Annotated in this window: 22 protein-coding genes and 3 tRNA genes; 9 read left to right on the plus strand and 16 right to left on the minus strand. The window is 48.1% G+C overall.

Annotated elements, in window-relative coordinates:
- Positions 1 to 44: 44 nt before the first annotated feature.
- The 5 genes from ylqF (at position 45) to cqsA (ending at position 6,367) form a co-directional block, all read left to right on the plus strand.
- A complete protein-coding gene (gene ylqF, locus FCU94_RS14140; protein ID WP_176289153.1) occupies positions 45 to 980 on the plus strand; it encodes a ribosome biogenesis GTPase YlqF in 936 nt (311 codons plus the stop codon).
- A gap of 86 nt (positions 981 to 1,066) precedes the next feature.
- Positions 1,067 to 2,047, plus strand: a complete 981-nt coding sequence (locus FCU94_RS14145) for a CobW family GTP-binding protein (RefSeq protein ID WP_176289154.1) — start codon at positions 1,067 to 1,069, stop codon at positions 2,045 to 2,047.
- 436 nt (positions 2,048 to 2,483) lie between these two features.
- The gene (gene clcA, locus FCU94_RS14150; RefSeq protein ID WP_176289155.1) at positions 2,484 to 3,884 is read left to right on the plus strand and encodes a H(+)/Cl(-) exchange transporter ClcA; all 1,401 of its coding nucleotides are present in this window, start codon (positions 2,484 to 2,486) and stop codon (positions 3,882 to 3,884) included.
- Positions 3,885 to 4,012: 128 nt separating this feature from the next.
- Complete coding sequence (locus FCU94_RS14155) at positions 4,013 to 4,972, plus strand: TDT family transporter (RefSeq protein ID WP_176289156.1); 960 nt, start codon at positions 4,013 to 4,015, stop codon at positions 4,970 to 4,972.
- A gap of 213 nt (positions 4,973 to 5,185) precedes the next feature.
- Entirely contained in the window at positions 5,186 to 6,367 is a 1,182-nt protein-coding gene (cqsA, locus tag FCU94_RS14160) for an alpha-hydroxyketone-type quorum-sensing autoinducer synthase (RefSeq protein WP_176289157.1), read from the plus strand.
- A 27-nt stretch (positions 6,368 to 6,394) separates the two neighbouring features.
- On the opposite strand, the gene FCU94_RS14165 is transcribed toward cqsA, so the two are convergent.
- From FCU94_RS14165 to FCU94_RS14180, 4 genes are all read right to left on the minus strand, one after another.
- Complete coding sequence (locus FCU94_RS14165) at positions 6,395 to 8,452, minus strand: hybrid sensor histidine kinase/response regulator (protein ID WP_176289158.1); 2,058 nt, start codon at positions 8,450 to 8,452, stop codon at positions 6,395 to 6,397.
- A 115-nt stretch (positions 8,453 to 8,567) separates the two neighbouring features.
- Positions 8,568 to 11,609, minus strand: coding sequence for an AAA family ATPase (locus FCU94_RS14170; protein ID WP_176289159.1), 3,042 nt, complete (start codon positions 11,607 to 11,609; stop codon positions 8,568 to 8,570).
- Between the two features lie 9 nt (positions 11,610 to 11,618).
- Complete coding sequence (locus tag FCU94_RS14175; protein WP_176289160.1) at positions 11,619 to 12,749, minus strand: exonuclease SbcCD subunit D; 1,131 nt, start codon at positions 12,747 to 12,749, stop codon at positions 11,619 to 11,621.
- 130 nt (positions 12,750 to 12,879) lie between these two features.
- Positions 12,880 to 13,965, minus strand: a complete 1,086-nt coding sequence (locus FCU94_RS14180) for a ketoacyl-ACP synthase III (protein ID WP_176289161.1) — start codon at positions 13,963 to 13,965, stop codon at positions 12,880 to 12,882.
- A 104-nt stretch (positions 13,966 to 14,069) separates the two neighbouring features.
- Here FCU94_RS14180 and trxC point away from each other — a divergent pair, with 104 nt between their 5' ends.
- Both trxC and FCU94_RS14190 read left to right on the plus strand, forming a co-directional pair.
- Entirely contained in the window at positions 14,070 to 14,504 is a 435-nt protein-coding gene (gene trxC, locus FCU94_RS14185; protein WP_176289162.1) for a thioredoxin TrxC, read from the plus strand.
- A gap of 197 nt (positions 14,505 to 14,701) precedes the next feature.
- On the plus strand, positions 14,702 to 15,862 hold the full coding sequence (locus FCU94_RS14190) for an MFS transporter (RefSeq protein ID WP_176289163.1): 1,161 nt from the start codon (positions 14,702 to 14,704) through the stop codon (positions 15,860 to 15,862).
- 14 nt (positions 15,863 to 15,876) lie between these two features.
- On the opposite strand, the gene FCU94_RS14195 is transcribed toward FCU94_RS14190, so the two are convergent.
- Positions 15,877 to 16,278, minus strand: coding sequence for a nitrous oxide-stimulated promoter family protein (locus FCU94_RS14195; protein WP_176289164.1), 402 nt, complete (start codon positions 16,276 to 16,278; stop codon positions 15,877 to 15,879).
- 204 nt (positions 16,279 to 16,482) lie between these two features.
- Here FCU94_RS14195 and FCU94_RS14200 point away from each other — a divergent pair, with 204 nt between their 5' ends.
- Positions 16,483 to 16,920, plus strand: coding sequence for a DUF4174 domain-containing protein (locus tag FCU94_RS14200; RefSeq protein ID WP_176289165.1), 438 nt, complete (start codon positions 16,483 to 16,485; stop codon positions 16,918 to 16,920).
- A gap of 89 nt (positions 16,921 to 17,009) precedes the next feature.
- Positions 17,010 to 17,999, plus strand: a complete 990-nt coding sequence (locus tag FCU94_RS14205; RefSeq protein ID WP_176289166.1) for a sensor domain-containing diguanylate cyclase — start codon at positions 17,010 to 17,012, stop codon at positions 17,997 to 17,999.
- Between the two features lie 50 nt (positions 18,000 to 18,049).
- Here FCU94_RS14205 and FCU94_RS14210 read toward each other — a convergent pair.
- The 11 genes from FCU94_RS14210 to FCU94_RS14260 form a co-directional block, all read right to left on the minus strand.
- Positions 18,050 to 18,123, minus strand: a tRNA-Cys gene (locus tag FCU94_RS14210).
- 28 nt (positions 18,124 to 18,151) lie between these two features.
- A tRNA-Leu gene (locus tag FCU94_RS14215) sits at positions 18,152 to 18,238 on the minus strand.
- An 81-nt stretch (positions 18,239 to 18,319) separates the two neighbouring features.
- Positions 18,320 to 18,393, minus strand: a tRNA-Cys gene (locus tag FCU94_RS14220).
- A 158-nt stretch (positions 18,394 to 18,551) separates the two neighbouring features.
- On the minus strand, positions 18,552 to 18,902 hold the full coding sequence (locus FCU94_RS14225; protein WP_176289167.1) for an MmcQ/YjbR family DNA-binding protein: 351 nt from the start codon (positions 18,900 to 18,902) through the stop codon (positions 18,552 to 18,554).
- 43 nt (positions 18,903 to 18,945) lie between these two features.
- On the minus strand, positions 18,946 to 19,290 hold the full coding sequence (locus tag FCU94_RS14230; RefSeq protein WP_176289168.1) for a HopJ type III effector protein: 345 nt from the start codon (positions 19,288 to 19,290) through the stop codon (positions 18,946 to 18,948).
- Between the two features lie 88 nt (positions 19,291 to 19,378).
- The gene (locus FCU94_RS14235; RefSeq protein ID WP_176289169.1) at positions 19,379 to 20,137 is read right to left on the minus strand and encodes an SDR family oxidoreductase; all 759 of its coding nucleotides are present in this window, start codon (positions 20,135 to 20,137) and stop codon (positions 19,379 to 19,381) included.
- An 11-nt stretch (positions 20,138 to 20,148) separates the two neighbouring features.
- Positions 20,149 to 21,051 (minus strand): 3-hydroxyisobutyrate dehydrogenase, encoded by a 903-nt coding sequence (gene mmsB / locus FCU94_RS14240; RefSeq protein ID WP_176289170.1) that lies wholly within the window; start codon positions 21,049 to 21,051, stop codon positions 20,149 to 20,151.
- Between the two features lie 13 nt (positions 21,052 to 21,064).
- Positions 21,065 to 22,192: an enoyl-CoA hydratase/isomerase family protein gene (locus FCU94_RS14245; RefSeq protein WP_176289171.1), complete on the minus strand. Its 1,128-nt coding sequence runs from the start codon at positions 22,190 to 22,192 to the stop codon at positions 21,065 to 21,067.
- 17 nt (positions 22,193 to 22,209) lie between these two features.
- Positions 22,210 to 22,998: an enoyl-CoA hydratase gene (locus FCU94_RS14250; RefSeq protein ID WP_176289172.1), complete on the minus strand. Its 789-nt coding sequence runs from the start codon at positions 22,996 to 22,998 to the stop codon at positions 22,210 to 22,212.
- Between the two features lie 10 nt (positions 22,999 to 23,008).
- The gene (locus FCU94_RS14255) at positions 23,009 to 24,163 is read right to left on the minus strand and encodes an acyl-CoA dehydrogenase family protein (RefSeq protein ID WP_176289173.1); all 1,155 of its coding nucleotides are present in this window, start codon (positions 24,161 to 24,163) and stop codon (positions 23,009 to 23,011) included.
- Positions 24,164 to 24,171: 8 nt separating this feature from the next.
- A complete protein-coding gene (locus tag FCU94_RS14260; protein ID WP_176289174.1) occupies positions 24,172 to 25,665 on the minus strand; it encodes a CoA-acylating methylmalonate-semialdehyde dehydrogenase in 1,494 nt (497 codons plus the stop codon).
- Positions 25,666 to 25,671 lie beyond the last annotated feature (6 nt).

Consider the following 25,671-nt stretch of genomic DNA (forward strand, 5'->3'; position numbering starts at 1 on the left):
TTTCCCCTTACAATTGAGCCATATTTATCTAGCAAGGTTAAGTTATGTCTATCCAATGGTTTCCGGGACACATGCACAAAGCTCGTAAAGAGATCGAAGAAGCGATCCCGCAAGTCGATGTCATTATTGAGGTCCTCGACGCACGTATTCCGTTTAGCAGCGAGAATCCGATGATTTCTGAAATTCGCGGTGACAAGCCCGTGGTAAAAGTGCTGAATAAACGTGACCTTGCAGACCCAGAACTGACCCAGCTTTGGATAGAGCATCTTGAAAAAGAGAACAATGTCAAAGCGATGGCGATCACCACTTCTAACGTTCAAGAAGTCAATAAAATCCTTGAGCTTTGTCGCAAGCTTGCACCGCATCGTGAAGAGATTGGTAAAAACATTCGCACCATGATCATGGGCATTCCGAATGTCGGAAAATCCACCATCATTAATACCTTGGCAGGACGCACCATCGCTGTCACTGGTAACCAACCCGCTGTAACTCGTCGTCAGCAACGTATTAACTTACAAAATGGTATTGTTCTCTCTGATACGCCGGGGATATTGTGGCCTAAAGTTGAAAACCCTCACAGTGGTTTCCGACTCGCGGCAACAGGCGCGGTGAAAGATACCGCAATGGAGTACGACGAAGTGGCGTTCTATACCGTCGAGTATCTCGCCAAGGCCTACCCTGAGCGCCTTAAACAGCGCTATGAAATCGAAGAGTTGCCAGATAACGATATCGAACTGATGGAAGAAATCGGCCGTCGCCGCGGCGCATTGCGTTCCGGTGGCCGTGTCGACTTACACAAATGTTCAGAAATCCTACTCCATGAGCTACGCAACGGTACTCTAGGCCAGGTGACTTTAGAGCTACCTGAGATGATCACTCAGGAGCTGATCGAAGTGGAAATAGAAGCCGCACGCAAAGCAGAAGAGAAAGCGAAAAAGAAAGAAGAGCGACGTAAGCGCTACCTGAGAAACAAACGCTAATATGAAGGCAGCCATTGGCTGCCTTTTTTATCGTCATTGCCGCCACTTTTGTTATAATATAACAAAATATTTTGGAGTCTAACGGAATGAAAACCCCAACAAACATCATCACAGGCTTTCTCGGTAGCGGAAAAACCACCGCTATTTTGCAGTTACTCAAAGAGAAACCCGCAGATCAGCACTGGGCAGTTCTGGTCAATGAATTTGGTGAGATTGGTATTGATGGTGCGATGATGACCGACCAGGGCGCTCTGATTAAAGAGGTGCCAGGTGGGTGTATGTGCTGCGCTGCTGGCGTTCCCATGTCGGTCGCGATCACCTCCCTACTTCGCACAAACCCAGACCGGCTGATCGTCGAACCCACCGGGCTGGGACACGCACACAAAGTGCTCGCGACCTTATCTTCCAGCCAGTTCGAACCTTATATAGAACTCAAAGCCACCATAGGGTTAGTCGACCCGCGCAATTTGTCTAGCTCCAAACATATGGACAACCAAAATTTTCTCGACCAACTGGCTATTTCGGACATTATCATTGGCAATAAGGTAGACCAATGCCACGTTAGCGACATTGATAAGTTCAACGATTGGGTCACGGATCAAACACCGCCCAAAATATTCAGTCAACTGGTCAAACACGGCAGCTTCCCCATTGAGCTCCTCGATAGTCAGCGCCGACAACCACTACCGACAAGTGAAACAAGCCATCACCATCAAGATGCCGAGCTAGAACCACAATTCCAGTTATCACCAGACCAAGTGTACATACGCAAAGAGAACAGCGGACAAGGTTACTTTAGCTGTGGCTGGATATTTGGCTCAGAAGTCATTTTCAATTTCGATGATCTATTTTCAATGCTTTCAGATTTAACCGCCGAGCGCGTGAAAGGAGTGCTCAACACTAACAATGGTTGCTTTGCATTTAACGTGAGCCATGGCGTCGTTTCTGTGAATCAAATGTCGTTGGAAGGGTTTGAAAGTCGCCTCGAGGTGATAGACAGTCAGCCTCTACCCTGGGATCAACTCGAAGCAGTATTAAAAGTGATTGGTGGGCTCGACTCGCATTAAGCACTCAGCAATAAAAACAAACGGTTATAAACGACAAAAGGCGCACTTGAAGTGCGCCCTATCCCTCGTTACTCAATCGTGAGTCTGCGAATCAGGATGTCATTGAGGATCGACCTGATATTAAAACGAGGCTTTCAACTGTGGTTTGAATCCATCCAAATTGTAGGTAAGGCGATATTTCCTCCATGCGGGTCGGTTCAGATTGCCTTACCCTTTAACTATGGTTCAAAACGAATAATATGCAAGGAGATATCCTGCCGGTAACATGCGTTTTTGTGATACTGGTCGACAAATTATACCTTAACTTCGACACCATCTCTGCTCCTTATAATTGCAAATCAATATTGCAATCTTACCGCTATAGATAACATTAGACAGGCGTATAATTTGCGTCATAAGCCTAAGCCAAGCCTGATATGACGGAGCCTTTTTATCAATGACCAAGAGAGAGAAGTTTAAACAATCCTTACTTGCCAACGTGCCCAAGGATGCGATCAATCAGTTTCTCTCCAAAGACAAAACGCCGATTTCCGTGCTGGTTTTATCATTAATTGTCGGTGTGCTCGCAGGTTTAGTCGGCACCTATTTTGATATCGCCGTTCACTTTGTGTCTGAAACACGAACAGAATGGCTTAGAAGTGAAATTGGTGCCGTTCTGCCGTTGTGGCTTGCCGCTTTCTTGATCAGCGCCTCACTCGCCTTTATCGGATATTTTCTTGTTCATCGATTCGCACCGGAAGCATCAGGCTCGGGTATCCCAGAAATCGAGGGTGCAATGGATGGGATTCGACCTGTGCGTTGGTGGCGAGTTCTACCCGTCAAATTCATCGGTGGGATGGGCGCGCTCGGCTCAGGTATGGTTTTAGGGCGTGAAGGTCCAACGGTACAAATGGGTGGCGCGATCGGTCGTATGGTGACCGACCTGTTCAGAATCAAAAATGACGATACTCGACATTCATTACTTGCTTCGGGGGCAGCAGGCGGACTGGCGGCTGCGTTCAACGCTCCGCTAGCAGGTATTATGTTTGTGGTCGAGGAGATGCGTCCCCAGTTCCGCTATTCATTGATCTCTATCCGTGCGGTTATCATCTCTGCGGTGTCGGCCAATATCGTGTTTCGTTATATCAATGGCCAAGATGCGGTGATCACTATGCCACAGTATCAAGCGCCTGAGCTCGCCACTTTATGGCTATTTCTGCTGCTTGGGGCTCTGTTTGGCATTTTTGGCGTGCTGTTCAACCAACTAGTGACGATAGCGCAAGATCTGTTTGTTAAGTTGCACCGCCACGATAGAAAACGATACCTGTTGATTGGCTCGATGATTGGCGGGTGTTTTGGGCTGATGCTGCTCTACTTCCCTGAGGTCACCGGAGGCGGGATTTCGTTAATTCCCACCATTACCAACGGCGGCTATACAGCCACTCTACTGTTAATGCTGTTCGTCGCTCGTATCGCCACAACTATGATCTGCTTTGGCTCTGGGGCGCCCGGAGGGATCTTTGCGCCAATGTTGGCACTGGGTACGCTGTTTGGCTACGCGTTCGGTTTGATTGCCAAAGGCTTACTGCCAGAACTCGACATCACACCGGGTATGTTCGCCATTGCGGGCATGGGAGCCTTGTTTGCAGCTACGGTCAGAGCCCCGATAACTGGCATCTTGTTGGTGATAGAGATGACGAACAACTATTACTTAATCCTGCCATTGATCATTACCAGCCTTGGCGCGGTCATTTTTGCTCAAATGTTGGGCGGTCAGCCAATTTACAGTCAATTGCTGCATAGAACTGTGAAAAATGAGAAGTTAAGACAGAAAGATCTCCCTAGCAACCCGCAATGAGGTTTGCCACGCAACCGTTTGGCTTGGTATCATCGCCGCCACAAAAACTTTGCAATGGAAAAGGCTGGCTCATCAGTGATATACAATCTGACTAACCGAGCCGCCGAATGATGATCTAAGGACTCGACTTGTTCAATTGGCGACGTTTCACTCAATTCCAGAGTGTGCCTCCTTCTCAAGCCTCACTGGCGCTTGGCATGATTGGCCTCGGCCATGCTTGGGCACTGTATATCCCTCATATTGGCCAAACTGTTCGCCCTTATATGGCTGGGCTCGGCGCACTGCTGCTGTTCCCGGTACTGGTTAAATATCTGAGTAACCACCGAACATTTATCAGCGATATTCGCCACCCACTCAGTGGTAGTCTGATGGCACCAATGAGCATGGCATTGTTGATTCTGTGTGACTATCTAGCCATTATTTCACCCGCTATCGCCTATCCTCTTTGGTTTGCGGCATTGCTGCTCCACTTAACAATGATGACGCTGTTTTTTTCTTTTCAGATGCGCAACTTCAAAATGTCTAACATATTGCCAAGTTGGTTTCTGTATCCAGTCGGCGTCATCTGTAGCTCACTCGCGGGCACGCAATTTGGTCACACGGTCTTTTCCGAAACCATCGTCACGATTTGCATCATCATTTATTTCTTTATGTTGCCACTGGTGCTTTACCGATTGGTTTTTGAAGGCATGCTTCCGAAGCGCGCCAGGCCGACATTAGCCATTATGGCCGCTCCAATTAACCTTACCCTTGCAACGTACTTGGTTAACTTTACTCGTCCAGACCCAATTCTTACCGGGGCATTGGCCGGCATCGCCATCACCATGACTCTGTTAATCTATTTGTGCTATATCCGTTTGCTGCGCCTCCAGTTTCAACCTTCTATCGCCGCCGTAACGTTTCCCTCGGTGATCAGTGCTATAGCGATGCACAGATTAACTGACTTTTTCAGTGACCAATATCCACACTGGCACTGGCTGCATCACTTTGGGTTGTTTGAACTTTCTGTCGCAACAGGCTTAGTCGGTTGGGTGACGTTTGGCTATTTTAAGATGTATTGGCCCGAGGTTTTCATACAAAACAAATAGCATAAGCAACCAGATTTATAAAACCAAACGCTATAACCTCTTCATTATACAGACGGGCCGACGCTAAGGGTGTGTGATGTCCGTCGCCACTGATGATATTTTTATTTGTAACTATACACACAAACATTAATTTATCGACTCGTAATACTATCAAAACTCATTCATATATTCGTTGTCAGCTGGCAAATGATTTGAACATAAGGATATATGAAGATGAATAAACTCAATAATTATTCGACCTTACCCGGATTTATCAATGATAAATTAAACGCATACCTGAATGATTTAATTTATTCTAATAATAATAAACACCATTTAGTGATGGGCGCGATACCAGGGAAAAATGATATTACCCTTCAAAGCAATGATTACTTAGATCTTGCAAATAACCAAGACATCATTGACCACCATATCAATGCAATTCGCTGTCAAAAAAATAGCCCATTTATGTCTGGTATCTTTTTGCAAAATGAAAAATCAAAACCTAAAACTGAACAAAAACTCGCCAATTACGTGGGTTTCAAATCGTGTCTATTGTCGCAATCTGGTTGGGCGGCGAATATGGCTTTATTGCAAACCATTTGTGACAGTACGACCCAAGTTTATGTCGACTTTTTTGCCCATATGTCGTTGTGGCAAGGGGCGAGCGTAGCAGGTTCTGATATTCACCCTTTCATGCATAACAACGTTAAACACCTAGAGAAGCTCATCAAGCGCCATGGTCCTGGTGTCGTGCTAATTGACTCGGTGTACAGTACCATAGGTACTATAGCCCCGATTGCTGAGATCATTGCTATTGCGAAGGAGAATGGATGCGCGATCGTGGTCGATGAATCACACTCGCTAGGTACCCACGGTCAAGACGGTCGCGGATTACTATATCAACTTAACCTGACCCATTTAGTCGATTTTATGACTGCCAGTTTGGCCAAAACGTTCGCGTATCGCGCCGGAGCGATCTGGTGCAACAACCAAGCCGATCAGTGCATCCCGTTTGTCGCCTATCCGGCTATTTTCAGTTCTGCCATGCTACCGCACGAACTAGATAGACTCGACAAAACATTAGAAGTTATTAAACACGCCGATAATAAAAGGCAGCGTTTGGCTGAGATTAGTCGATATATTAAAAAGGAGTTAGTCGCTACTGGAATAACCATTCGCAGCGAGTCCCAAATTATTGCGCTAGAAACAGGCGATGAAAGAAATACAGAGAACGTCAGAGATTACCTTGAGGCAAACGGTATATTTGGTGCTGTATTTTGCAGGCCCGCCACAACGCGCAACAAAAACATTATTCGCTTCTCTATTAATAGTTCGATGCAAGATAGAGAAATTGAAAAGCTCATCTCAGTGTGCCGGAATGCTTATCATCAACCAGATTTAACCATTCTTTAATTTATAAAGCCCACTCGGTGGGCTTTTTTAAATCCAATTAGCTATCTTATCGAGCAGTAAATGCGTATCTGCAGGTTTAACGATATAATCGTTCATTCCAGCTTGCTGGATTTTTTCCAACATACTGTCGCTAGAATCACCAGTATGGGCCAAAATCGGGATCTCACTATTCTCCGAAGCAGAATGGCGAATTTGTACTGTGGCCGCAAGTCCATCTACTTTTGGCATCTCTAAGTCCATAATGATCAAGTCGACACTATTCTGCGCCACTTTTTCGACCGCTTCCTGACCATTTTCGGCCTGTAAAACGTGAAAACCCTGCTGCTCAAGCAGTATCGAGGTGTACGTCCTTAACGATTGATTATCGTCAGCCAACAAGATGGTCTTGCCTGCAACGGTTTGTTTTCTTGGCAATAAGTTACGATTGGCGCTTGGCGTCTCAAACAGGAGCTCATCGAGTATCGCTCTCGATTTAAGCAAAAAGTTATGCACTTCAACAGGATAAATGGTGAGGTGACGTTCAACATCATTGTGATAGCGATTTTGCTCATTAAACAGAAACACGATTCTGCCTTCGGTGAAATGGAGCTTACTCTCTAGCTCATGGAGGGCATCTGGGTTGGCGACCGCTTCATCAAGATCAATCACGATAAGATCGTACTCAAACTCGTACTCTTGTTTGTCACGTGCCGCGTCTAGTGATAGCTGACGTAAGTTGAAACCTCGATAAAACGCTTCTTCGTTAATTAAGCGAAATGGCTTGCTCTGTCCACCAACATACAGCACGGATTTAGACTTCATAATATCGGATTTAATCACCGAGATTTCTTGAGAACCATATTTGGGGAAACTGAGGGTAAATTCGGTCCACTCACCGAGTGTAGATCGACAAGCTATTTGTCCACCTAGTGCCATCATTACTTTGCGACAAAACGGCAAACCTAACCCGTAACTCCCCGTTTTTCCGAACGTGTAAAAATCTTTGAACACATCATTAATAACCTCAGGCTCAATGCCCACTCCGTTGTCAGTAAAAATGAGCTCGTTGTGGCGTTCAAAGGACCTTAGTTCTACCGTAATCGCAAATTGATTGGCATTCTGGTAGTAGAAAGCGTTCTTGAGCAAGTTGTACAAAGCATACTTAATCAAGGCATCGCTACCAAAAAACTCAAAATCATCGCCCGGCAGTAAGGTGACCGCCTGCCTATCTTTACTGCTTTTGTAAGCAAAGCTTTGCAATGAATCCTTAACCACCTTACGAATGGAATGCTTCTTAAACGTGGTGCGCGACACCCGGTTTTCATCGATGGACGTGAGCAGTAAGTCGATCGTTTCATTGCCTGTCCGAATGACTTCATGCGCATCTGATAGCACCTCTCGTGCCATGGCGACCTCTTCTTCAGTCAATTTGTACTGGCTACTGCCACCAGCGCCAGACTTGGGCAATAACGATTCCACTACATCCAACGATGACTTTAAGGCGCTCAGCGGATTGCGCATTTCGTGCGCAATCCCGGCGCCAAATGACTTGGCTAAAGAGACTTTACTTTCATGTTCAGCCTGATTTCGAAAGTAGAATAGGTTGCCAAACACATATGTAAACAAAAAAATGGGGATATATGGCCACACGACTTGCTGCTGAATGATTGCGATATCAAAACCATACACAGATAAGTACGCCAATACGACGGCGACCAAGGCTTGCAGCAACATCAGTCGGGTCTGATGAACCAATAACACATGCAAGAATATCGACGCCATAAACGACATGGCCCAAATCGTCGACCATTCGTTCATAAACATCATAAAGCTGAAAAAGAAGGGTAAGCATATCCCAATCGATATGAAGTAATATTCCGCGAGGTACTGTTGTAGATATTTCGGCAAGTAGTGACGAAGGGCAATGCCCGCAAACAGTAATGAACACGCTAAACGAAGGGTTAGGTTTTCATACGGCTGCGGGAACAAGTCACTCCAAATGTAGTAGTAGGTCGGAAAGCCAATCAATCCCATCCAACCTACTAAAGTTAGGTTGGGTTCTGCATATTGATAAACCTTACGAATCGAGTCGAGAATTGCGTCCATTCAGTCCCTTATCGAACAACGACTTCATTAGTGGTTTTTATAAATTTCATAACGTTATTTAAGTTTTAGCACACTTTAGCTAAAGCCTTATCTCAATCCGCGCACCACACATCGTTTATGTGACCACCAGCTGAATTGTACTGCCAACTCGGCTTGCAATGACGTCTATCCTTTGCGCCATTTGCTCCTTAAGTTCACTCACATGAGAGATAATACCGATCATTCGCCCCGATTGCTGCAAGTCAATAAGAGTTTGGATGGCCAAATCTAGTGACTCAGGGTCTAAACTACCAAAACCTTCGTCGATAAATAACGTATCTAGGCGAATTCCCCCACTATAGGACTGAACCACATCAGAGAGGCCGAGTGCTAATGCCAGAGCCGCCATAAATGATTCACCACCAGAGAGTGTTGCGACATCGCGAACTTTGCCTGTATAACCATCCTCCACACTCAAGTCGAGACCTCGACCCGCAGCGCCCTTAAAGCCTTCTGTTTTTCGAACTAATTGATAGCGTCCTTTACTCATCAGCGTCAATCGCTGTGAAGCCTGAATCAACACATCATCGAGTAGCACACCCAATACAAAGCGGTGCAAGCTGACTCGACTCCCAGTCTTGCCACTAGCGACATCATAAAGTGTGCCGTATACCCTATACTCGGCTTCTAATTGGCTGTTTTTTTGATGCAATTGCGCAATGTCTGCACGCACTTTTTCAACACGCTGATAGTTTGAGTAGGTGTTATCGAGGGCTTCTCGAGCGGTTTGATAGCTCTGTTTCGTTTGTTCCAGGGCCTGTTCAAGCGCGGTTAGATCCGGCTTCTCGGTTTGTTGCAATTGCTCTGACAAGTCACTTAACGTTTGCTCGAGTTTGGTGGTTTGTTGGTTATACTCTTCAACCGTTTGTTGCCACTGTTGCAGTTGCGCATCGGCTGCCCGGCTGAGAAGAAATTGCTGTTCGTCCTCAAACTCAGACTGTTCGAGACGATGTTGCCACGTCTTTTGAGTCTCATCGCGTTGCTGCTTCGTTTGCTCTAGCAAGTCGGCGTTGGTTTGCCATTGGCTATCTATGTTCGTTTTCGCTAACTGCGACTGTTGCGCGGCTTGTTGAGCAAGGTCTAACGCTGACTTAAGCTGTTCAATTTGCAATTGATTAGCTTGATACGCTTGTTCAACATCGGTCAGCCTAGTGTAATGCCCCTCCATCGACTGATTCAGTTTTTCCAATTGCTGACGCTGCATTGCGAGGGCGGATTCATTCGCCGACTGATCCCGTTTGAGTTGGTTAATTTTTTCATCACCATTAATGCATCGTTGATTCAGTTCAGCCACTCGTTTTTCTTGCGCGTCTATATCGATAGCAGACAGTTGCACCAGCCTTTGCTGCTGCTGACGCAATAATTGGTCAATAGAAGTGAGCTCTCGCTCGGCGTGTTCACCAAGTTCTTGACGAGCTTGGGCAAGTGAATTCTGCCTCTGCTCAATGTGATGTAAATGTTGACTCAACACATTGCTAACACGGTTGTATTCATCCAATGCCAATCGCTCTTGTTGGCGAGCAGCTTGTACCGCTTGTTTATTGACGTCATCATTGCCAGCCAACGCAGGAGATGGGTGCTCACAACTGCCACAAACTGGACACGGCTCCCCCTGTTGCAGCTTTTGAGCGAGGAGCGACGCTTGCGCTCTGTGCCAACGCATCTCTAACTCATCCGCAAACGTCTGTTTGTCATTTAATGCCTGTTGAGCCTGGCTCTGTTGCAGCTGCAATCCCTTAGTGGATGACTCAAGTTGAGTTAACTCAGCTTGTAACTGGTCACGTTTTCGTAGGTCCGACAGCAATCGTTCGTTACGGACCACCTCTGTCTCTAATGCTGCTTTTTCGGTCAGGGCTTTACGCGCAGTTTCTAACTGCTGATTACCCTCTTCGGCCTCACGCAGTAACTTTTCTTTGTGTGTTTGGTACTGGGCGAGTGTTTGCTCAAATTCGGTGCGCAGGCCAGTTAAATGGGCTAAGTGCTGCTCAAGTTGCGTCTTTTCGGCCAGTTTCTGTTTGATCTGTTCGAGTTTAAACTGCTGCTCACTTAACCCACTCACTTGCTCGGCCTGCTTCTGGGCATGTTCGAGAGCTTTAAGACTCTGTTTATGCGCCTGGTCGGCCTCGTCTCGCTGCTGTTGCAACTGCGTTAGCTTGGCTGTGAAAGTCGCCACTTGTTGGTGAAGAGATTGCACGCTGGAATAGATGACTTCGAGCTTGCTCGCACGCTGTGCCTGCGCGATCTGCTCACTCAGCTTGTCTATGTTAGGCCTGTTTTGTTGGTGGTTCAGCAGCGCTGACTGCGTTGTATCTAACTTAGTGAACTGCTGACAAAGCGTTTGTGCGGCTTGATATTCTCTCTGAGCCGCATCGAGTCGCTTGCGTTGTGCTTGTTCGGCATCCTTAGCCGCAGATAAGCCTTGCTCCAGTTCTTGATAACGCAAGAGCAACTCATCTTCACTACTGGCCTCAGCGACCTGTAATGCCCCGCGAATCTGGTTGTCGAATTCATCTTTGGCTTTACTGATGGCGCTCGCTTTATCTTTGAGCGCATACTCGATTTTTTTGTACACATCGGTCTGAAACAGCTGACCGAAAATCTCTTCCCGCTCTTTAGAGCTCGCCAGTAATAACTCTCGAAACTTACCTTGTGGCAGCACCATCACTTGTCGAAACTGAGTGTCATTCAATCCAAGTAACGACGCGACCTCAGTTTTGACTTGTGCGGTTCGGCTTGTGAGTAGTTTCTCTTCGCCATCGATTTGGTAAAGCGCCGCACTGTGTTTACGGGTTGTCGTCCCTTCACCGCGAGTTTTAGGCGCTTGCTGCTCTGGCGAACGTATCACACGGTAACGCTTATTGTGTAGTTCAAACTCCAACACCACTTCAGTGGGCAAATCCAATGGTGCTTGGTCGCAGCGCATTTGAATGCCTTGGCGCTCACTGCTGGTGGTTTCACCATAAAGTGCAAAACATATCGCGTCGAGAATCGAGGTTTTCCCCGCCCCTGTAGGCCCGTTAATCAAAAACAACGGGTTAGATCCAAAACGAGTAAAATCAATGGTTTCTTTGGTCGCAAACGGGCCAAATGCCTGAAGTGTTAAGGTAATCGGTCTCATCGTGGTCCCTTACTGCTGATGGAGCTGTTTGATGATGTCGTTAATCGCAGCGTCTTGCTCTTTAGTTAGTGAGGTGTCTTGCGCCTCTAAAAAGAAATCACGAAACATGTCCATTTCACTGCGCGCCAACTTAGCTTTGCTCATCGGTTGCTCAACACCGACTAACATGCCGGGCTTTTCTAGATGCAGGACATTGGGATATACAGCACGAAGCTTCTCCATCGGATTTAAAATTGCATGGTTATCCATCAATCGAACTAATAAATAGTCGTGACCATTGGGGTCGGTTTTCGCCTGTTCGATAATCGACTCCATTTCACCTTCAATGATGCGCATTTGATGCGGAGCGGCGAGATCAATGTGGGTGGCCGAATGAAAACCCTGATGATCGAGTTCAACTAATGTCATGCCCTTTTTCTGATGCTGCTCAGAGAAGCTGTATTTCATCAAAGACCCGGAGTAACGAATGTACTCTTCGCCTTTCTTTTGCGGCTGATGCAAATGACCAAGTGCGACATAGTCAAAGTCGCTGAAGTGTTCATGACTGACTCTATCCGAGCCGCCGATTGAGAGCGGTCGTTCAGAATCTGATTCTATCGCGCCGTCGACGAAACAGTGGCTGATCAACACATTCTTGTGCCCTTCTACCCATTGTTCTCGGATTTTTTCGGCTAATAGTTGGTGTGCCTCATCGTGGGTGGAAAGGCTCTGCTTATAGTGGTGACGCACAAGCTCTGGGTCGTTATAAGGCATGCCGTAAAATGCCACCGGCCCCTCGCTCGAATCTATAACTACCGGCGTAAGCATTTGCTCAAAGTTGCCGATGATATGTAAACCCGATGTCCGCATTCGCCCCGAGCCAAAACCCAGGCGCTGGGCGCCGTCGTGGTTACCTGGAATAAGAATGATTGGCAGTTTTAGCTCTCCGCACACGCGATCAACAAAATCATTCATGACTTCAATCGCCGAAGTGGGCGGGACCGAACGGTCATAGATATCACCCGCAATGACAAGCGCATCGACCGGATGATGAGTGACATATTCGATGATCTGCTGCAAGACAACTTTTTGGTCATCGAGTAAGGAGACGTTGTGAAACTGACGGCCTAAGTGCCAATCCGAGGTATGAAGAAACTTCATGCAAGCCCTTTATCATTCTTATACTTTTCGCCCCAACTTAGTGCTGGACGAACTTTGTAGTTTTATCGTACTGCGCTTAAAAACTACAAACCGCGCCAGAGCGCGGTTTGACATGGTCAATTCGTCTAAGTCACTGACCTTTTCGCTGGCAATACGTTATCGCTTCATCCAGCAACTCTAGTGCGGATTTATCGCATGGTGGTAACGCGGCATCGCTCTCGGAAATAGGCGTAACACGTTGACCCCACTTGATGTGGCCAGCCCCCCAAGTAAGCCCCGCGCCAAACGCGGCTAACAGCAGATTATCGCCCGGTTTAACAAAGCCTTGTTCCAGCGCTTCACACAGAGCGATAGGTACGGTCGCGGCAGACGTATTACCGTAATTGTGAATATTGACAAACGCTTTGTCTTGGCTGATGCCCGATAAGTCACACAAGGTCTGGATAATACGGATGTTGGCTTGGTGCGGGATCACCACATCGACGTCTTCGGTCGAGAGCTGGCTACGAGTGAGAACGCTTTGCGCCGCTGCGCCCATGCCTTTCACCGCTCGCTTGAAGATCTCTTTGCCGACAAAGTTGAAATCCCAGTAACCGTTATCTGCGGCAAAGCGGTTCATTGACGTACCAAATTCAGGCACAGATAGAATGTCTCGACCTTTCGAGTCACAACCAAGCTGTGCTTGCTGTAACCCAACAGGCTGATCGGTGCGGCTCAATACCACAGCGCCCGCACCGTCACCAAACAGTACCGCTGTGTCACGCATCGTCCAATCAATGAAAAAAGACAAGCGCTCAGCCCCAACCACTATCGCGTTTTGATAGTTGCCCGCCTGCATCAGGCGAGTCGCCGTTTCCAAACCATACACAAAGCCAGTACACGCGGCGTTAAGATCGAACGCCGTTGCCGCCTTGATACCTAAATTTTGCGACACTTTTGAGGCAATGTTTGGGATCAGTGAATCCGGTGAACAAGTCGCGATAATGATAAGGTCAATTTGATCTGCGTTTACGCCAGCGCACGCAAGCGCGTGTTTCGCCGCAACCGTCGCCATATCGGACGTATTCACGTGGCTAATACGACGGTTTTCGATCCCAGTTCGAGTACGAATCCATTCATCCGATGTGTCGAGAAAGGTGCTTAAGTCCTCATTGGAGAGTGTCGCTGGTGGCAGGCATTTCCCCCAGCCGACAATTTCTGCATAGAAATTTTTCATTCTGAGCCTATGATTTTGTTATTTGAATCACTCGTTGGTTTCAGAGTATAACTAGCTATGGCAATTACTGTCACCTAATTGAAAAGAACAACGAGAGAAAAGTCATGTCTACCTTTAACACACGCTGTCCGTCTTGCTCGGCCGTGAATCGCGTGCCAAACGAGCGTATCTCTGAAAGCCCTACCTGTGGTAAGTGCCAAGCACCACTGTTAGATGGCGCACCAATCGAAGGCACGGAAGTAAACTTTGACGCAATTTTATCAAGCAACCATCCAGTTGTGGTCGATTTTTGGGCCCCTTGGTGTAATCCATGCGTTGGATTTGCGCCAGTGTTTTCCGACGTTGCCAAAGAACGCGCTAAGTCTGTTCGATTTGTAAAAATTGATACCGAAAGCCAGCAAAATATTGCTGCTAAGTATCAGATTCGCAGCATTCCAACGATAATGGTCTTTAAAAACGGAAAAAAAGTGGATGTCATTAACGGCGCTTTGCCAAAGAGCCAATTCGATCAATGGCTTAATCAAGCACTGACTAAATAAATATGATTTTATAGTAGCGATGAAAAGTGACTTATTTAATTGAAATGAGTCACTTTTTCTTTTATTTATTGGCCAATCATGACGATAGACATTTTTTGTCGTTATGGTTAAAACTTTTCGTTTTACCTCCCCTCCCTTTCACTCCATAGTCGCGCCGATTTTTAGAATTTTTACTCCATACTATCGAGGCAAAAACGTTGCAAAATTCGGTTGTCGCTACTCAACAAGCGCGTATTTCTGTTCCGGTTATCGCGTTGGCACTATACGCGGTTGCATCCGGTTACCTTATGAGCCTGATCCCGCTAATGCTGCCTCATTATGGCCTCGACTCCACATTAGCCAGTTGGTTGGCAAGCGTGTTTTACGCGGGCTTACTCATCGGTGCTATTGGTATCGAACCGTTGGTCACTAAGCTGGGACATCGTAATGCATTTGTTCTCTGTTTGGTCACATTGATGACGACCATCGTCGTGCTACCCTTGCTGCCTCTCTCTTCTGTTTGGGTGAGCGCTCGTTTAATTGCGGGAATTGCGGTCGCTGGCGTATTTGTGATCGTTGAGTCTTGGCTTCTACACGGCGATGACGCCGCGCGCGCGAAGCGTCTTGGTCTCTACATGGGCGCCTTATATGGTGGTAGTTCGCTCGGCCAACTGGGTATTGGCATGATTGGTGTGTCTGGTGGGGTGCCATTTATCGCTATTGTCACCTTGCTGATATTGGCTGTGATGGTTCTTCTTTTCGGCGAAAGTGACCAACCAGAAAGTCAGCACAGTACACCATTAACACTCAAACAGATCTGTAAACTCAACCACGCTGCTATTATTGGCTGTGTGGTTTCCGGACTAACGCTCGGTGCGATGTATGGCTTAATGCCAGTCGAGTTACACAAGCGCGGCATCAACAATGCAGACATCGGCAGCTTAATGGCGGTAGTAATTTTAGGTGGGATGGCGGTACAACCGTTAATCCCTTGGTTGTCCAAGTTTTTAGGACGCACGCTGCTAATGGCGATGTTCTGTTTACTTGGAGTCGCAGCGATCACGCTAACCACTATGTTCCAAGGACTACACGCCCTCGCTTCGGGCCTATTCCTATTGGGTATGGCAACGTTCGCGCTGTATCCTGTTGCAATCAACCTTGGCTGTGACAAGTTGGATGCAAGCTACATTGTCTCGGCAACGCAAGTGATGTTGTTTAGCTATAGTATCGGCTCAGTCGCTGGTCCCGTCGTAGCTGATGGGTTTATGGATGGTAGCCAAGGCTTAATGAAGTACCTATTTGCCACATTACTCGCGACATGCTTCTACATGCTCATTGCCAGTATTAAAACCAAGCGCCAAGCGGTGGCGGGCGAGTAGAGCTAAGGGGTGCATTATGCATCCCTTTGTTCTTTTATCGACTGCTTACGTCGATGACGGTTAGATACATTCGCAACAGGTTTACCCGGCACGGCACGTCGCTCATGAAGTAAATGCCGAATAGCAAGCCATGGATGAGGAAACAACATTCGAGGTCCTGCGTAACGCATCACTAAGCGCATTTGGCGCTTTTGTTCCGCTTTATAGCAATGAATAGGGCATCGATTACAGGTCGGTTTCTGTTCACCATAGGGACAGCGATCAAGCTTAGTTTCCGCGTATTCAAGCAGTTGTTGACACTCAGCGCAAAACGTTTGATCACTATTGTGGTGATCGCGGCAATAGATCCTCACCATCGCTTGCACCGTTTTGAATTCGGTGACAAGTGGGCCTTGAAGTAATTTAGAGCTATTCATGTTTTGTTGAGAAGGCTTGGCTGATAAATAAGTCTCTCTACTGTATCACTAAACTGGTTCAGAACTTTGATGTAGCTAAAACCCAACCTAACCCGCTACGCTAGATGGGCATGATTTTAGTACTTTAAAAGTGAGCTGAACACCTACACTTAACGTAATACAAAGCGATGATGTTACTATTTTGACGAGCCGAGGAGTCAGGTTATGCGAACGATGATCCTGATATTGATCGCCACGCTATTCAGTGCGGTGTGTGCAGCCTATCCAAGTCACTCCTATCAATGGTCTCATCGTAGCGTGATCTACTTTGCCCCCAGCAACGATGAGTACGTTAAACAGTTTCTCCTCGAAACCTTGATCAATGAATGTGAATTGCAAGATAGAGACTTGGTGACCCTCGTCGTCACTGAAGATGGTTTTACCCAACCCAAATGGGTCAAGTTTGAGTTCAACCTCGCTGAACTGTTCGCCGTCTATGATATTGTTCCCGGCTCTCATACCGCGGTTTTGATAGGCAAAGATGGCAGTGAAAAACTGCGCTGGGAGAAGTCGACCGATTGGGACAAAGTCAAACGCGTCATCGACGGAATGCCGATGCGTAAGCAAGAGATGGCGCGAAAGACCAGTCCTTGCTCCGCATGAGTCTCACCCTCGTCCCGACTCAATAGCTATTTAATGACAAGTTTCGTACTATTGGCCCTAACCTGACAGTCGCAGGTAGAAGGGATGGCATGAAAGAGTATTTGGATAGAATCAAACGGCTAGAGCAAGAGAACCAGCAGCTCAAAAAAGACAATGCTCGTCTACAAGAAAAGCTCAACGTTGCTCTAGATGGCAATGGCTTGTGTTTATGGGAGCAGCACGTCCCCAGTGGCACGCTCACCATTTTCAACATGCAGTGGGGCAAGATGCTCGGTTATCAACCTCATGAGTTAACCGCCACTGTCGAGACCTGGAAAAACAACTTACACCCCGACGACTACGACCTCGCGGTAGGCGCATTTGAAGACCACATCGCGGGCAAAACGGACCTCTATCAGGTGGTTCACCGCATGGTTCACAAAGATGGCAGTGATAGCTGGGTATCCGACAGAGGAAGGATTGTCGAATACGATAATGATGGCAATCCGTTAAGAATGATGGGAACTCACATCGACATCACCCAAGAAAAACGCTATGAGCAACAGTTAGCCAAGCTGGCCAATAGCGATCCCTTGACGGGGCTACTTAACCGCAGCGCTATCGAACAAGCCTTTTACGAACAACAGCAACATAGCAGGCCTGATGCAATCCAAGCGTTGGTTTTTGTTGATATTGATAATTTCAAGTCAGTCAACGATGATCTGGGTCATCACGCTGGCGACCGCTTACTGATCACTATCGCTGATAAGTTAAAACATCTTTGTCCAAACGATGTTCAAATTGGTCGCTTAGGTGGCGATGAGTTCGTTATTCTGTCGCACTCGTTATCGCAAAATGCATTAATGATGTTATGCGACAACCTACTCACCGATACTGAGCCGCACAGCCTTGATGCTCGTCAACAGTCGCAAATAGGCTTCAGTATTGGTGTCTGCTTTTATCAAGGTTTGACACATAGATTTGAAGATATTTACCAACAAGCAGACAGTGCAATGTATCAAGTGAAGAAAAACGGCAAACACGGCGTTACCGTGGTGGATCTCACCACTAGCGCAACCCGCGCGTACCTAACTGAATAAAAGATCTAAATGCAAAAAAGCCAGTCGCGATGACTGGCTTTTTAAATGAATGGAGGCGCGTCCCGGAGTCGAACCGAGGTCCACGGATTTGCAATCCGCTGCATAGCCACTCTGCCAACGCGCCAGACCAAGTTTTGGGTCTCTATAAGAGATGGTGCCCCGGGCCGGACTTGAACCGGCACAGCGCGAACGCCGAGGGATTTTAAATCCCTTGTGTCTACCAATTCCACCACCAGGGCACACAAATTACTTTGTGATGCCGTTTAGTACGATAAACACCATCTAAAATATTTCTGCGAAACTCGCTAGAGAAAAGAAAATGGAGGCGCGTCCCGGAGTCGAACCGAGGTCCACGGATTTGCAATCCGCTGCATAGCCACTCTGCCAACGCGCCCTTTTCTTTCAACGCTTTAGGTTCCCCCTTGCGTTCGCTGCATACTTTACGGATTGCGCGATGAGAGTCAAACAAAAATAGCATTTTTTATTTTGTTTGCTGAGTTTTGAACCAATATGCTGATTGTTTGATCTGATTTACCGCAAACTCGCGTGCGTTTAGGCTAAGAGTGCGCGTTGAGCCTTAGGGAGTTTACTTACCACCAACTGATACGAGCGTTCACACAAGTCTTCCACCAAACCATCTTCCACATCGCCAGGATAATACACGGTCACCCAATGTCGCTTATTGGTATGATAGCCAGGTGTAATATCGACAAATTGCGAGGTCAGGACCTCGCCGTCTTCAGGCACAACTTTAACCGTCACATACTCGCGCCCTTCACGTTCAGCCAAAATTGCGAACATTTTACCTTTTACTTTATAAACAAGCGCTTCGGGCCCAAAGGGATAGTCAGCTTCAGCACAATTAAATGTGTCTAAAAACTTTGCAAGCGTTAGATTATCCATATTTCATCCTGAGCTAAAAAGGAGCACTAAGCTCCTCAATAAGTTATTTAGTCGCTAACGCATCACCTTCGAATTTGACGCCTTGCCAACCGAAAGAGATAAAATTGCGAATGTTTGCATGGTCCTGTCCATCTGGGTTACCCAGCACATCCTCGCGATAAAACTGACCAAAACAAGCTAATGTCGATGGCACGTCGAGTTGGTTAAGCTGACCAAAAGCAAAGATTTTGCATGAGCCATTGTTTTGGTTGGCATCATTCAAGGTTTTGCCATTTACAAACGCTGTCGGCGTGAAATCGTAGTTCGCGTCAATGACAGCCATGGTATCTTCAAACTGAATTGAATCAGGGCTTGTCGAGAGGCTTTCAAGAAATTTTGCTAGTTCCATGTTGTTCGGTGCTCCTTATTTGCTACCCACACTCTATAGCAGAGCACTCGAGAAGCCAACCGAACCATGCCGTTTGCGTCGAAAGAAACTACATTCTTATCCCGCCGTCCACTTCAATCACTCGCCCATTGATATAGTCGTTCTCAAAGATAAACTTCACTGTGTTTGCAATTTCTGAGGTCTCTCCCATACGACCAGCTGGGATCATAGATTCTAATCGAGCAATAGCCTCTGGCTTCATCTGCGCAGCCATTGGTGTCTTAATAACGCCGGGGGCGATCGCCGCTGCTCGGATTCCATACCTTGCCAACTCTTTCGCCCACGTGGTCGCAAGGGTCGCGACGGCGGCTTTGGAAGCGGCGTAGTTGCTTTGTCCGATATTACCTGCACGTGCCACACTGGAGATATTGATGATCACCCCTTTCGAGTCGGTTTCAATCATTTTCACTGCGGCCTCTCGGCCACACAAAAATGTTCCGGTTAGGTTTACATCTAGCACCGAACTAAACTGCTCGAGAGGCAGCTTGGTCACTTTTCCCTCTTTGACTTTCACCAACAACCCATCTCGCAGTATGCCGGCATTGTTCACTAGGCCATTAAGTTGTCCAAAGTCGTCGATGATGTCGTTAAATATCTGTTCTACTTGATTTTCTTGGGTTACATCGACTTGATAGGTTAAGGTTTTCGTACCGAGCATCAAACACTGTTGCTTAGTCTCATTTAGTGCCTCTTGGTTAACATCGAGTAAGGCGAGCTCTGCGCCAGCATGGGCAAGGGTCACGGCCATCATCTGCCCCAGCCCTTGTCCTGCCCCGGTGATCGCAACGACACTCTGCTTCAAATCCATGTCGCTCTCCTTTAACCTTGCTGTTGACGATAAAACTCGAATAAACTCGAAAAATCTGTTTCTTGATGTCCGTTCTGAGTGTGAAACGCGTACAAATTGCGGGCCAAAGCCCCCATGGGAACCGGCGAGTGACTTTGCGCGGCCGCCTCAAGGCCCAGGCCTAAATCTTTGAGCATCAGTTTGGTCATAAATCCCGGCTGATACTGATTCGACGCAGGCGCGTTTTCCATTACGCCCGGGCACGGGTTGTACAGCTCTAGAGCCCAATTGCGTCCGGAGCTTTGCAGCATGATATTGGAAAGAACCTTGGGGTCGAGTCCGTTCGCGATACCCAAATTAAGCGCCTCACAAGTACCAGACATCAAAATACCTAACATCAGATTGTTGCAAATCTTGCCTATTTGACCACAACCACTTTCTCCCGCATGAAAGATATTCTTACCCATATGACGTAAAACTTGCTCTGCACGTTGAAAGGCTTGATCGCTACCGCCGACAATAAAAGTCAGCGTACCCGCCTTCGCGCCCGCCACCCCGCCAGAAACAGGCGCATCGGCAAAGTCAATCCCACGTTCAGCCGCCGCGGCCGCGACGATACGAGCAGACTCAGGATCGATCGTCGACGAGTCAATTAACAACGTCGATTCCTGTACAGAGTCGACCACACCTTTAGACTTATTTGCTCCTAAATAGACGCTTTTAACATGCTCACCCGCAGGTAACATGGTCACCACGGCATCGGCGCCTACAACGACTTGTTCAATCGACCCACACACTACGGCGCCCGCTTTGCTCAGTGGTTCAGTCAAGGCTTCAATCCGGTCGAAGACTTGTACTCTCAGACCTGCCGCGAGTAAGTTGTGCGCCATAGGCGCTCCCATGTTGCCCAAGCCAATAAACGCAATGGTTTGCATAGTCTACTCTCCTTTAATAGTGTCCAAGCTGTGCCAGAGGGTGAGCATCGAGCGGCCACAGTGAACGACACAGTTCATCAATGACCTCGGGTTCCACCGCCGCTACGTTTGGATATCGCCACCTAGGTTGGCCGTCTTTATCGACCAATCGAGCTCGCACACCTTCTTGGAACTCTCCAAGTAGCGCGCTACGCACTGAAATGTTGAGCTCTAAACGAAAGCAATCTGCGAGAGATAAATCGCGATATTGAGTCATCTGGCGAAAGCAGAGGTGCGCGGTAATGGGGCTGCCCAACTTTGAGTTTGCTTTGGCGACGTCGAGCCACTTACTGTCACCTTGAATCGCTTGAATGTTATCCAGAACTTGAATCACGTTGTCGGCGCTGCACGCCAAACGAATTTGACCTAAGTAAGGGACCATCTGCGCTTGTGGCTGGTGATTCACCTGCAAAGCAAAGCCTTCTAGCAGTTCCGTGACCACTTCATAGACATCATCGACACATTCCCAGTCTGCTATCTGCAATTGCTCGGTGAGTTGTTGCCTGTGCTGCGGCATCACCAAATGGTCGGCGAGATGAATGGCAACGGCATCGGTGGCATTGACCATCACACCAGTAAGGCCTAAAAACATGCCTACGCCACTGTCTAGCCGGTTGAGAAACCAGGTCCCTCCCACGTCGGGGTAGAGGCCAATGCTGACTTCCGGCATCGCCAATCGTGAATCGGGGGTCACCACCTTATGACTCGCCCCCATATAAAGGCCCATGCCTCCCCCCATGACGATGCCCTGTCCCCACGCAATGATCGGCTTGCAGTAGGTATGGATAAGATAGTCACATTGGTATTCAATGGTAAAAAAGTGACTGCACCTTTCTTGGGTTTGCTCAGCAGGACCGCTTTGCATCCATTGATGCATGGTGCGTACATCTCCCCCGGCGCAAAAGGCTTTCTCGCCCGCGCCTTCAAGCACCACACAAACAATGCTTTCGTCGTCATGCCATAACACTAACTGCTGTTTTAAGTCGGTGAGCATATCGAGCGTTAGCGCGTTGAGTGATGCCGGATTATCGAGTGTCGCGACAGCGATTTTATGCACTCCATCACTGCAAGGGAGCTCAGTAAAGTGAACATTATCACTCATAATACACCTCCATTACCCTAGCGGTTTTTCCACTGCGGTGGGCGTTTTTCAAGAAAGGCGTTCACGCCTTCTTGTTGATCTTCAGTATCAAAAAGTTGAATAAACAGCTCGCGCTCTTTGACTAACCCGTGCGCGATAGGCGCAGAGCGGTTATTTTGGATCAGGGCTTTACAAGCGCTGACCGACGATGGGGATTGATGAGCAACCTTCTCCGCCAGCGCGATAGCGCAAACTCGCGCCTCACCACTTGCCACGACCTCTTCCACTAAGCCGATATCGAACGCTTGCTTTGCGGTTAGTTGTTCACCACACAAAATCATCCGTTTCGCCCAGCCTTCACCGACCAATGCGGTTAAATTTTGAGTACCACCCGCACAGGGCAATAACCCTACCTTCGCTTCAGGTAACGCTAATTTGGCTTGCTGCTCAGCGATTCGAATGTCACAAGCGAGTGCTGCTTCAAGGCCGCCGCCCATCGCAAAACCATTGATCGCAGCAATCGAGACACCGCGAAACGCTGCTAGGGCCTCAAACGCTTCGCCAAATACGCGCGCCATGTCGGCCGCTACCGATTTGTCGCCAGAAGCAAATAGGTTGAGATCGGCGCCCGCTGAAAAAAACTTACCCCCCTGCCCTGTTAACACCAAAGCGTACACATCCAAGTTCTTATTAAGCCGAGTCACTAACTGCTTTAGGGCAATCAAGCTCGCTCGGGTCCAGGTATTGGCGGGTGGGTTATTGATTGTAAGCAACGCAACATGGTTGTCGATTGTGCACTGTATCCACTGTTCACTGTCCTGTGTCATGTTCTATTCCTCATAGTTGCTTGGCACTATCTTCCAGTAGGCGTCTGGCGATAATCAAACGCATGATTTCATTGCTTCCCTCTAAGATCTGATGGACACGCACGTCTCTAAAATAGCGCTCCATAGGGTACTCTTTGATATAACCGTAACCGCCGAACAGCTGCAGAGCTTGATCGCAGACACGAAACCCAACATCGGTGGCAAAACGTTTCGCCATCGCGCAGTAAGTTGTGGCATCACGATCTTGGTTATCCAGCTTGCTCGCCGCCATTCTCACCAATTGGCGCGCAGCCACTAACTCGGTAGCTAAATCGGCAAGCTTAAACTGAATAGCCTGAAAATCGCCGAGGGATTGACCAAATTGACGGCGCTGCTGAACATAGTCGAGCGCTTCATTCAGCGCTTGTTGCGCGGTACCAACAGAGCAGGTCGCAATATTAATTCGCCCGCCATCGAGCCCCTTCATCGCAAAGACAAAACCTTGCCCTTCTTGGCCGAGTAAACTGTCCTGACTCACCAAAACATTGTCAAAACTGATGCTGCGGGTGGGCTGCGAGTTCCAACCCATTTTGGGCTCTTTGCGCCCATAACGAATGCCTTGACTGTCTGCGGGTAGCACAAAGGCCGACACACCTTTTGCACCTGCACCACCGGTGCGCGCCATTACCACCAGCACATCCGTTTCACCCGCGCCAGAAATAAACACTTTATTGCCATTGAGTAAGTAGCCTTGATCTACTTTGGTTGCACTCGTGGTGAGCGAGGCGGCATCGGAGCCAGCATTAGGTTCTGTTAAACAATATGAACCCAACCATTCGCCAGTTACCAACTTAGGGCAGTAATGCGCTGCTGCGTTGTCTGTGGCGAAGCTGGCCACCATCCACGTAACCATGTTGTGAATGGTCATAAACGCGGTCGTCGAGGTGCAACCCATGGCCAATTGTTCAAAGATGATTGACGCATCTAAACGGCTTAACCCCAGCCCTCCGCGAGCCTCAGGAGTATACAAACTGAGAAAGCCGAGCTCGCCTGCCTCACGCAATACCTCTTTAGGAAAAATTTGCTGTTCGTCCCACTGCGCAGCGTTAGGGGCTAGATTGTCGCGGGCAAATTGCGCGGCCGTATCTGCAAACGCGACTTGATCCGGATTGAGTTCAAAGTCCATGTTGCCTCCTAGCGCAATTGAATAGACATATTCGGACCGGTTGGAATGTCATCATCGAACCAACGCGCGGTCACGGTTTTAGTCTCGGTGTAAAACCGCACCGCTTGCTTGCCATACGCATGCAAATCACCGTAGAAACTGCCGCGCCAACCAGTAAACGAAAAGAAAGGCAAAGGCACTGGAATCGGCACATTGATCCCGACTTGACCGACTTGGATCTGATGCTGGAACTTTCTCGCCGCCCCGCCACTTGAGGTGAAGATAGAAGTCCCGTTGCCATAGGGGTTATGGTTGATTAACTCAATCGCCTGTTCCAAGGTGTCCACTTCTATACAAACCAATACTGGACCAAAAATCTCCTCTTGATAGATAGCCATCTCGGGCTTTACGCCGCTAAACAGGGTTGGGCCTAACCAATTACCATCGGGATGATCCTCGACTTCACAGTGGCTACCATCGAGTTCACATTTTGCCCCTTGCGCTTTGCCTTGTTCAATCAGGGCGAGCACTCGCGCCTTGGCTTCTTTGCTGATTAACGGTCCATAGCCCGCTTGTTGATCGTCCCACACTCCCGGCTTGACCTTGGCCAACTCGTGAGCCAAATCCCCCAACCAGGCACTGGAATCACCAACAAACACTGCCACAGAAATGGCCATACAGCGCTGTCCGGCTGCGCCGACTGATGCTCCAACTAAGTTATTGATCACTTGGGATTTGTTGGCATCAGGCATCACCACCAGATGATTTTTTGCCCCGGCGAAAGCTTGGACTCGCTTGTTGTACGCCGTTCCTGTGTGGTAAATGTGCTTAGCAACGGGCACCGAGCCAACAAAAGAGACGGCTTTAATGCTCGGGTGCGCCAAAAGATAATCCACTTGCGCTTTGCTGCCATGGACAACTTGCAAAACGCCTTTTGGTGCCCCCGCTTGGGCGAATAACTCAGCCAAGCGCATCGCGGTGAGCGGGACCTGTTCTGAAGGCTTGAGAACAAAGGTATTGCCTGCCGCGATTGACAATGGAAACATCCATAGAGGGATCATGGCAGGAAAGTTAAAGGGGGTAATGCCGCAGCACACACCGAGAGGTTGAATCAGCGAGTAGCTATCGATGTCGGTCGCCACGTTTTCAACCGTTTCCCCCATCATGTTGCTGGCGATGTTGGCGGCCTGCTCGACAACTTCTATCCCACGCCAAACATCACCTTTGGCGTCGACGGTCGTTTTCCCCGTTTCTTTTGAGACTAACCAAGCAAGTTCGTCATGATGCTCTTTCAACAGGTGTTGATAACGCAACATAAGCCGCGCGCGTTCTGAGACTGCGACCTCTTTCCAGCTATGATAAGCAGCTTGTGCGCTTTCTATTGCCCGCTCTATTTCCGCTGCCGTAGCGCAAGGAAGCTGAGCAATAATCTGATTGTTGGCTGGATTGGTGACCTCTATCCATTCGCTGGTGTCAGACTGACAAAAATCCCCACCGATAAATAAAGAGACTGGTTGTGTCATGTGACT

The organism is Vibrio sp. JPW-9-11-11 (assembly GCF_013369335.1).
Classification (GTDB): Bacteria; Pseudomonadota; Gammaproteobacteria; order Enterobacterales; family Vibrionaceae; genus Vibrio.

Coding starts and splice junctions, on each gene's coding strand:
- ylqF (WP_176289153.1), top strand. CDS start 45: ATGTCTATCCAATGGTTTCCGGGACACATGCACAAAGCTCGTAAAGAG.
- FCU94_RS14145 (WP_176289154.1), top strand. CDS start 1,067: ATGAAAACCCCAACAAACATCATCACAGGCTTTCTCGGTAGCGGAAAA.
- clcA (WP_176289155.1), top strand. CDS start 2,484: ATGACCAAGAGAGAGAAGTTTAAACAATCCTTACTTGCCAACGTGCCC.
- cqsA (WP_176289157.1), top strand. CDS start 5,186: ATGAATAAACTCAATAATTATTCGACCTTACCCGGATTTATCAATGAT.
- FCU94_RS14165 (WP_176289158.1), bottom strand. CDS start 8,452: ATGGACGCAATTCTCGACTCGATTCGTAAGGTTTATCAATATGCAGAA.
- FCU94_RS14170 (WP_176289159.1), bottom strand. CDS start 11,609: ATGAGACCGATTACCTTAACACTTCAGGCATTTGGCCCGTTTGCGACC.
- FCU94_RS14175 (WP_176289160.1), bottom strand. CDS start 12,749: ATGAAGTTTCTTCATACCTCGGATTGGCACTTAGGCCGTCAGTTTCAC.
- FCU94_RS14180 (WP_176289161.1), bottom strand. CDS start 13,965: ATGAAAAATTTCTATGCAGAAATTGTCGGCTGGGGGAAATGCCTGCCA.
- trxC (WP_176289162.1), top strand. CDS start 14,070: ATGTCTACCTTTAACACACGCTGTCCGTCTTGCTCGGCCGTGAATCGC.
- FCU94_RS14195 (WP_176289164.1), bottom strand. CDS start 16,278: ATGAATAGCTCTAAATTACTTCAAGGCCCACTTGTCACCGAATTCAAA.
- FCU94_RS14200 (WP_176289165.1), top strand. CDS start 16,483: ATGCGAACGATGATCCTGATATTGATCGCCACGCTATTCAGTGCGGTG.
- FCU94_RS14205 (WP_176289166.1), top strand. CDS start 17,010: ATGAAAGAGTATTTGGATAGAATCAAACGGCTAGAGCAAGAGAACCAG.
- FCU94_RS14225 (WP_176289167.1), bottom strand. CDS start 18,902: ATGGATAATCTAACGCTTGCAAAGTTTTTAGACACATTTAATTGTGCT.
- FCU94_RS14230 (WP_176289168.1), bottom strand. CDS start 19,290: ATGGAACTAGCAAAATTTCTTGAAAGCCTCTCGACAAGCCCTGATTCA.
- FCU94_RS14235 (WP_176289169.1), bottom strand. CDS start 20,137: ATGGATTTGAAGCAGAGTGTCGTTGCGATCACCGGGGCAGGACAAGGG.
- mmsB (WP_176289170.1), bottom strand. CDS start 21,051: ATGCAAACCATTGCGTTTATTGGCTTGGGCAACATGGGAGCGCCTATG.
- FCU94_RS14245 (WP_176289171.1), bottom strand. CDS start 22,192: ATGAGTGATAATGTTCACTTTACTGAGCTCCCTTGCAGTGATGGAGTG.
- FCU94_RS14250 (WP_176289172.1), bottom strand. CDS start 22,998: ATGACACAGGACAGTGAACAGTGGATACAGTGCACAATCGACAACCAT.
- FCU94_RS14255 (WP_176289173.1), bottom strand. CDS start 24,163: ATGGACTTTGAACTCAATCCGGATCAAGTCGCGTTTGCAGATACGGCC.
- FCU94_RS14260 (WP_176289174.1), bottom strand. CDS start 25,665: ATGACACAACCAGTCTCTTTATTTATCGGTGGGGATTTTTGTCAGTCT.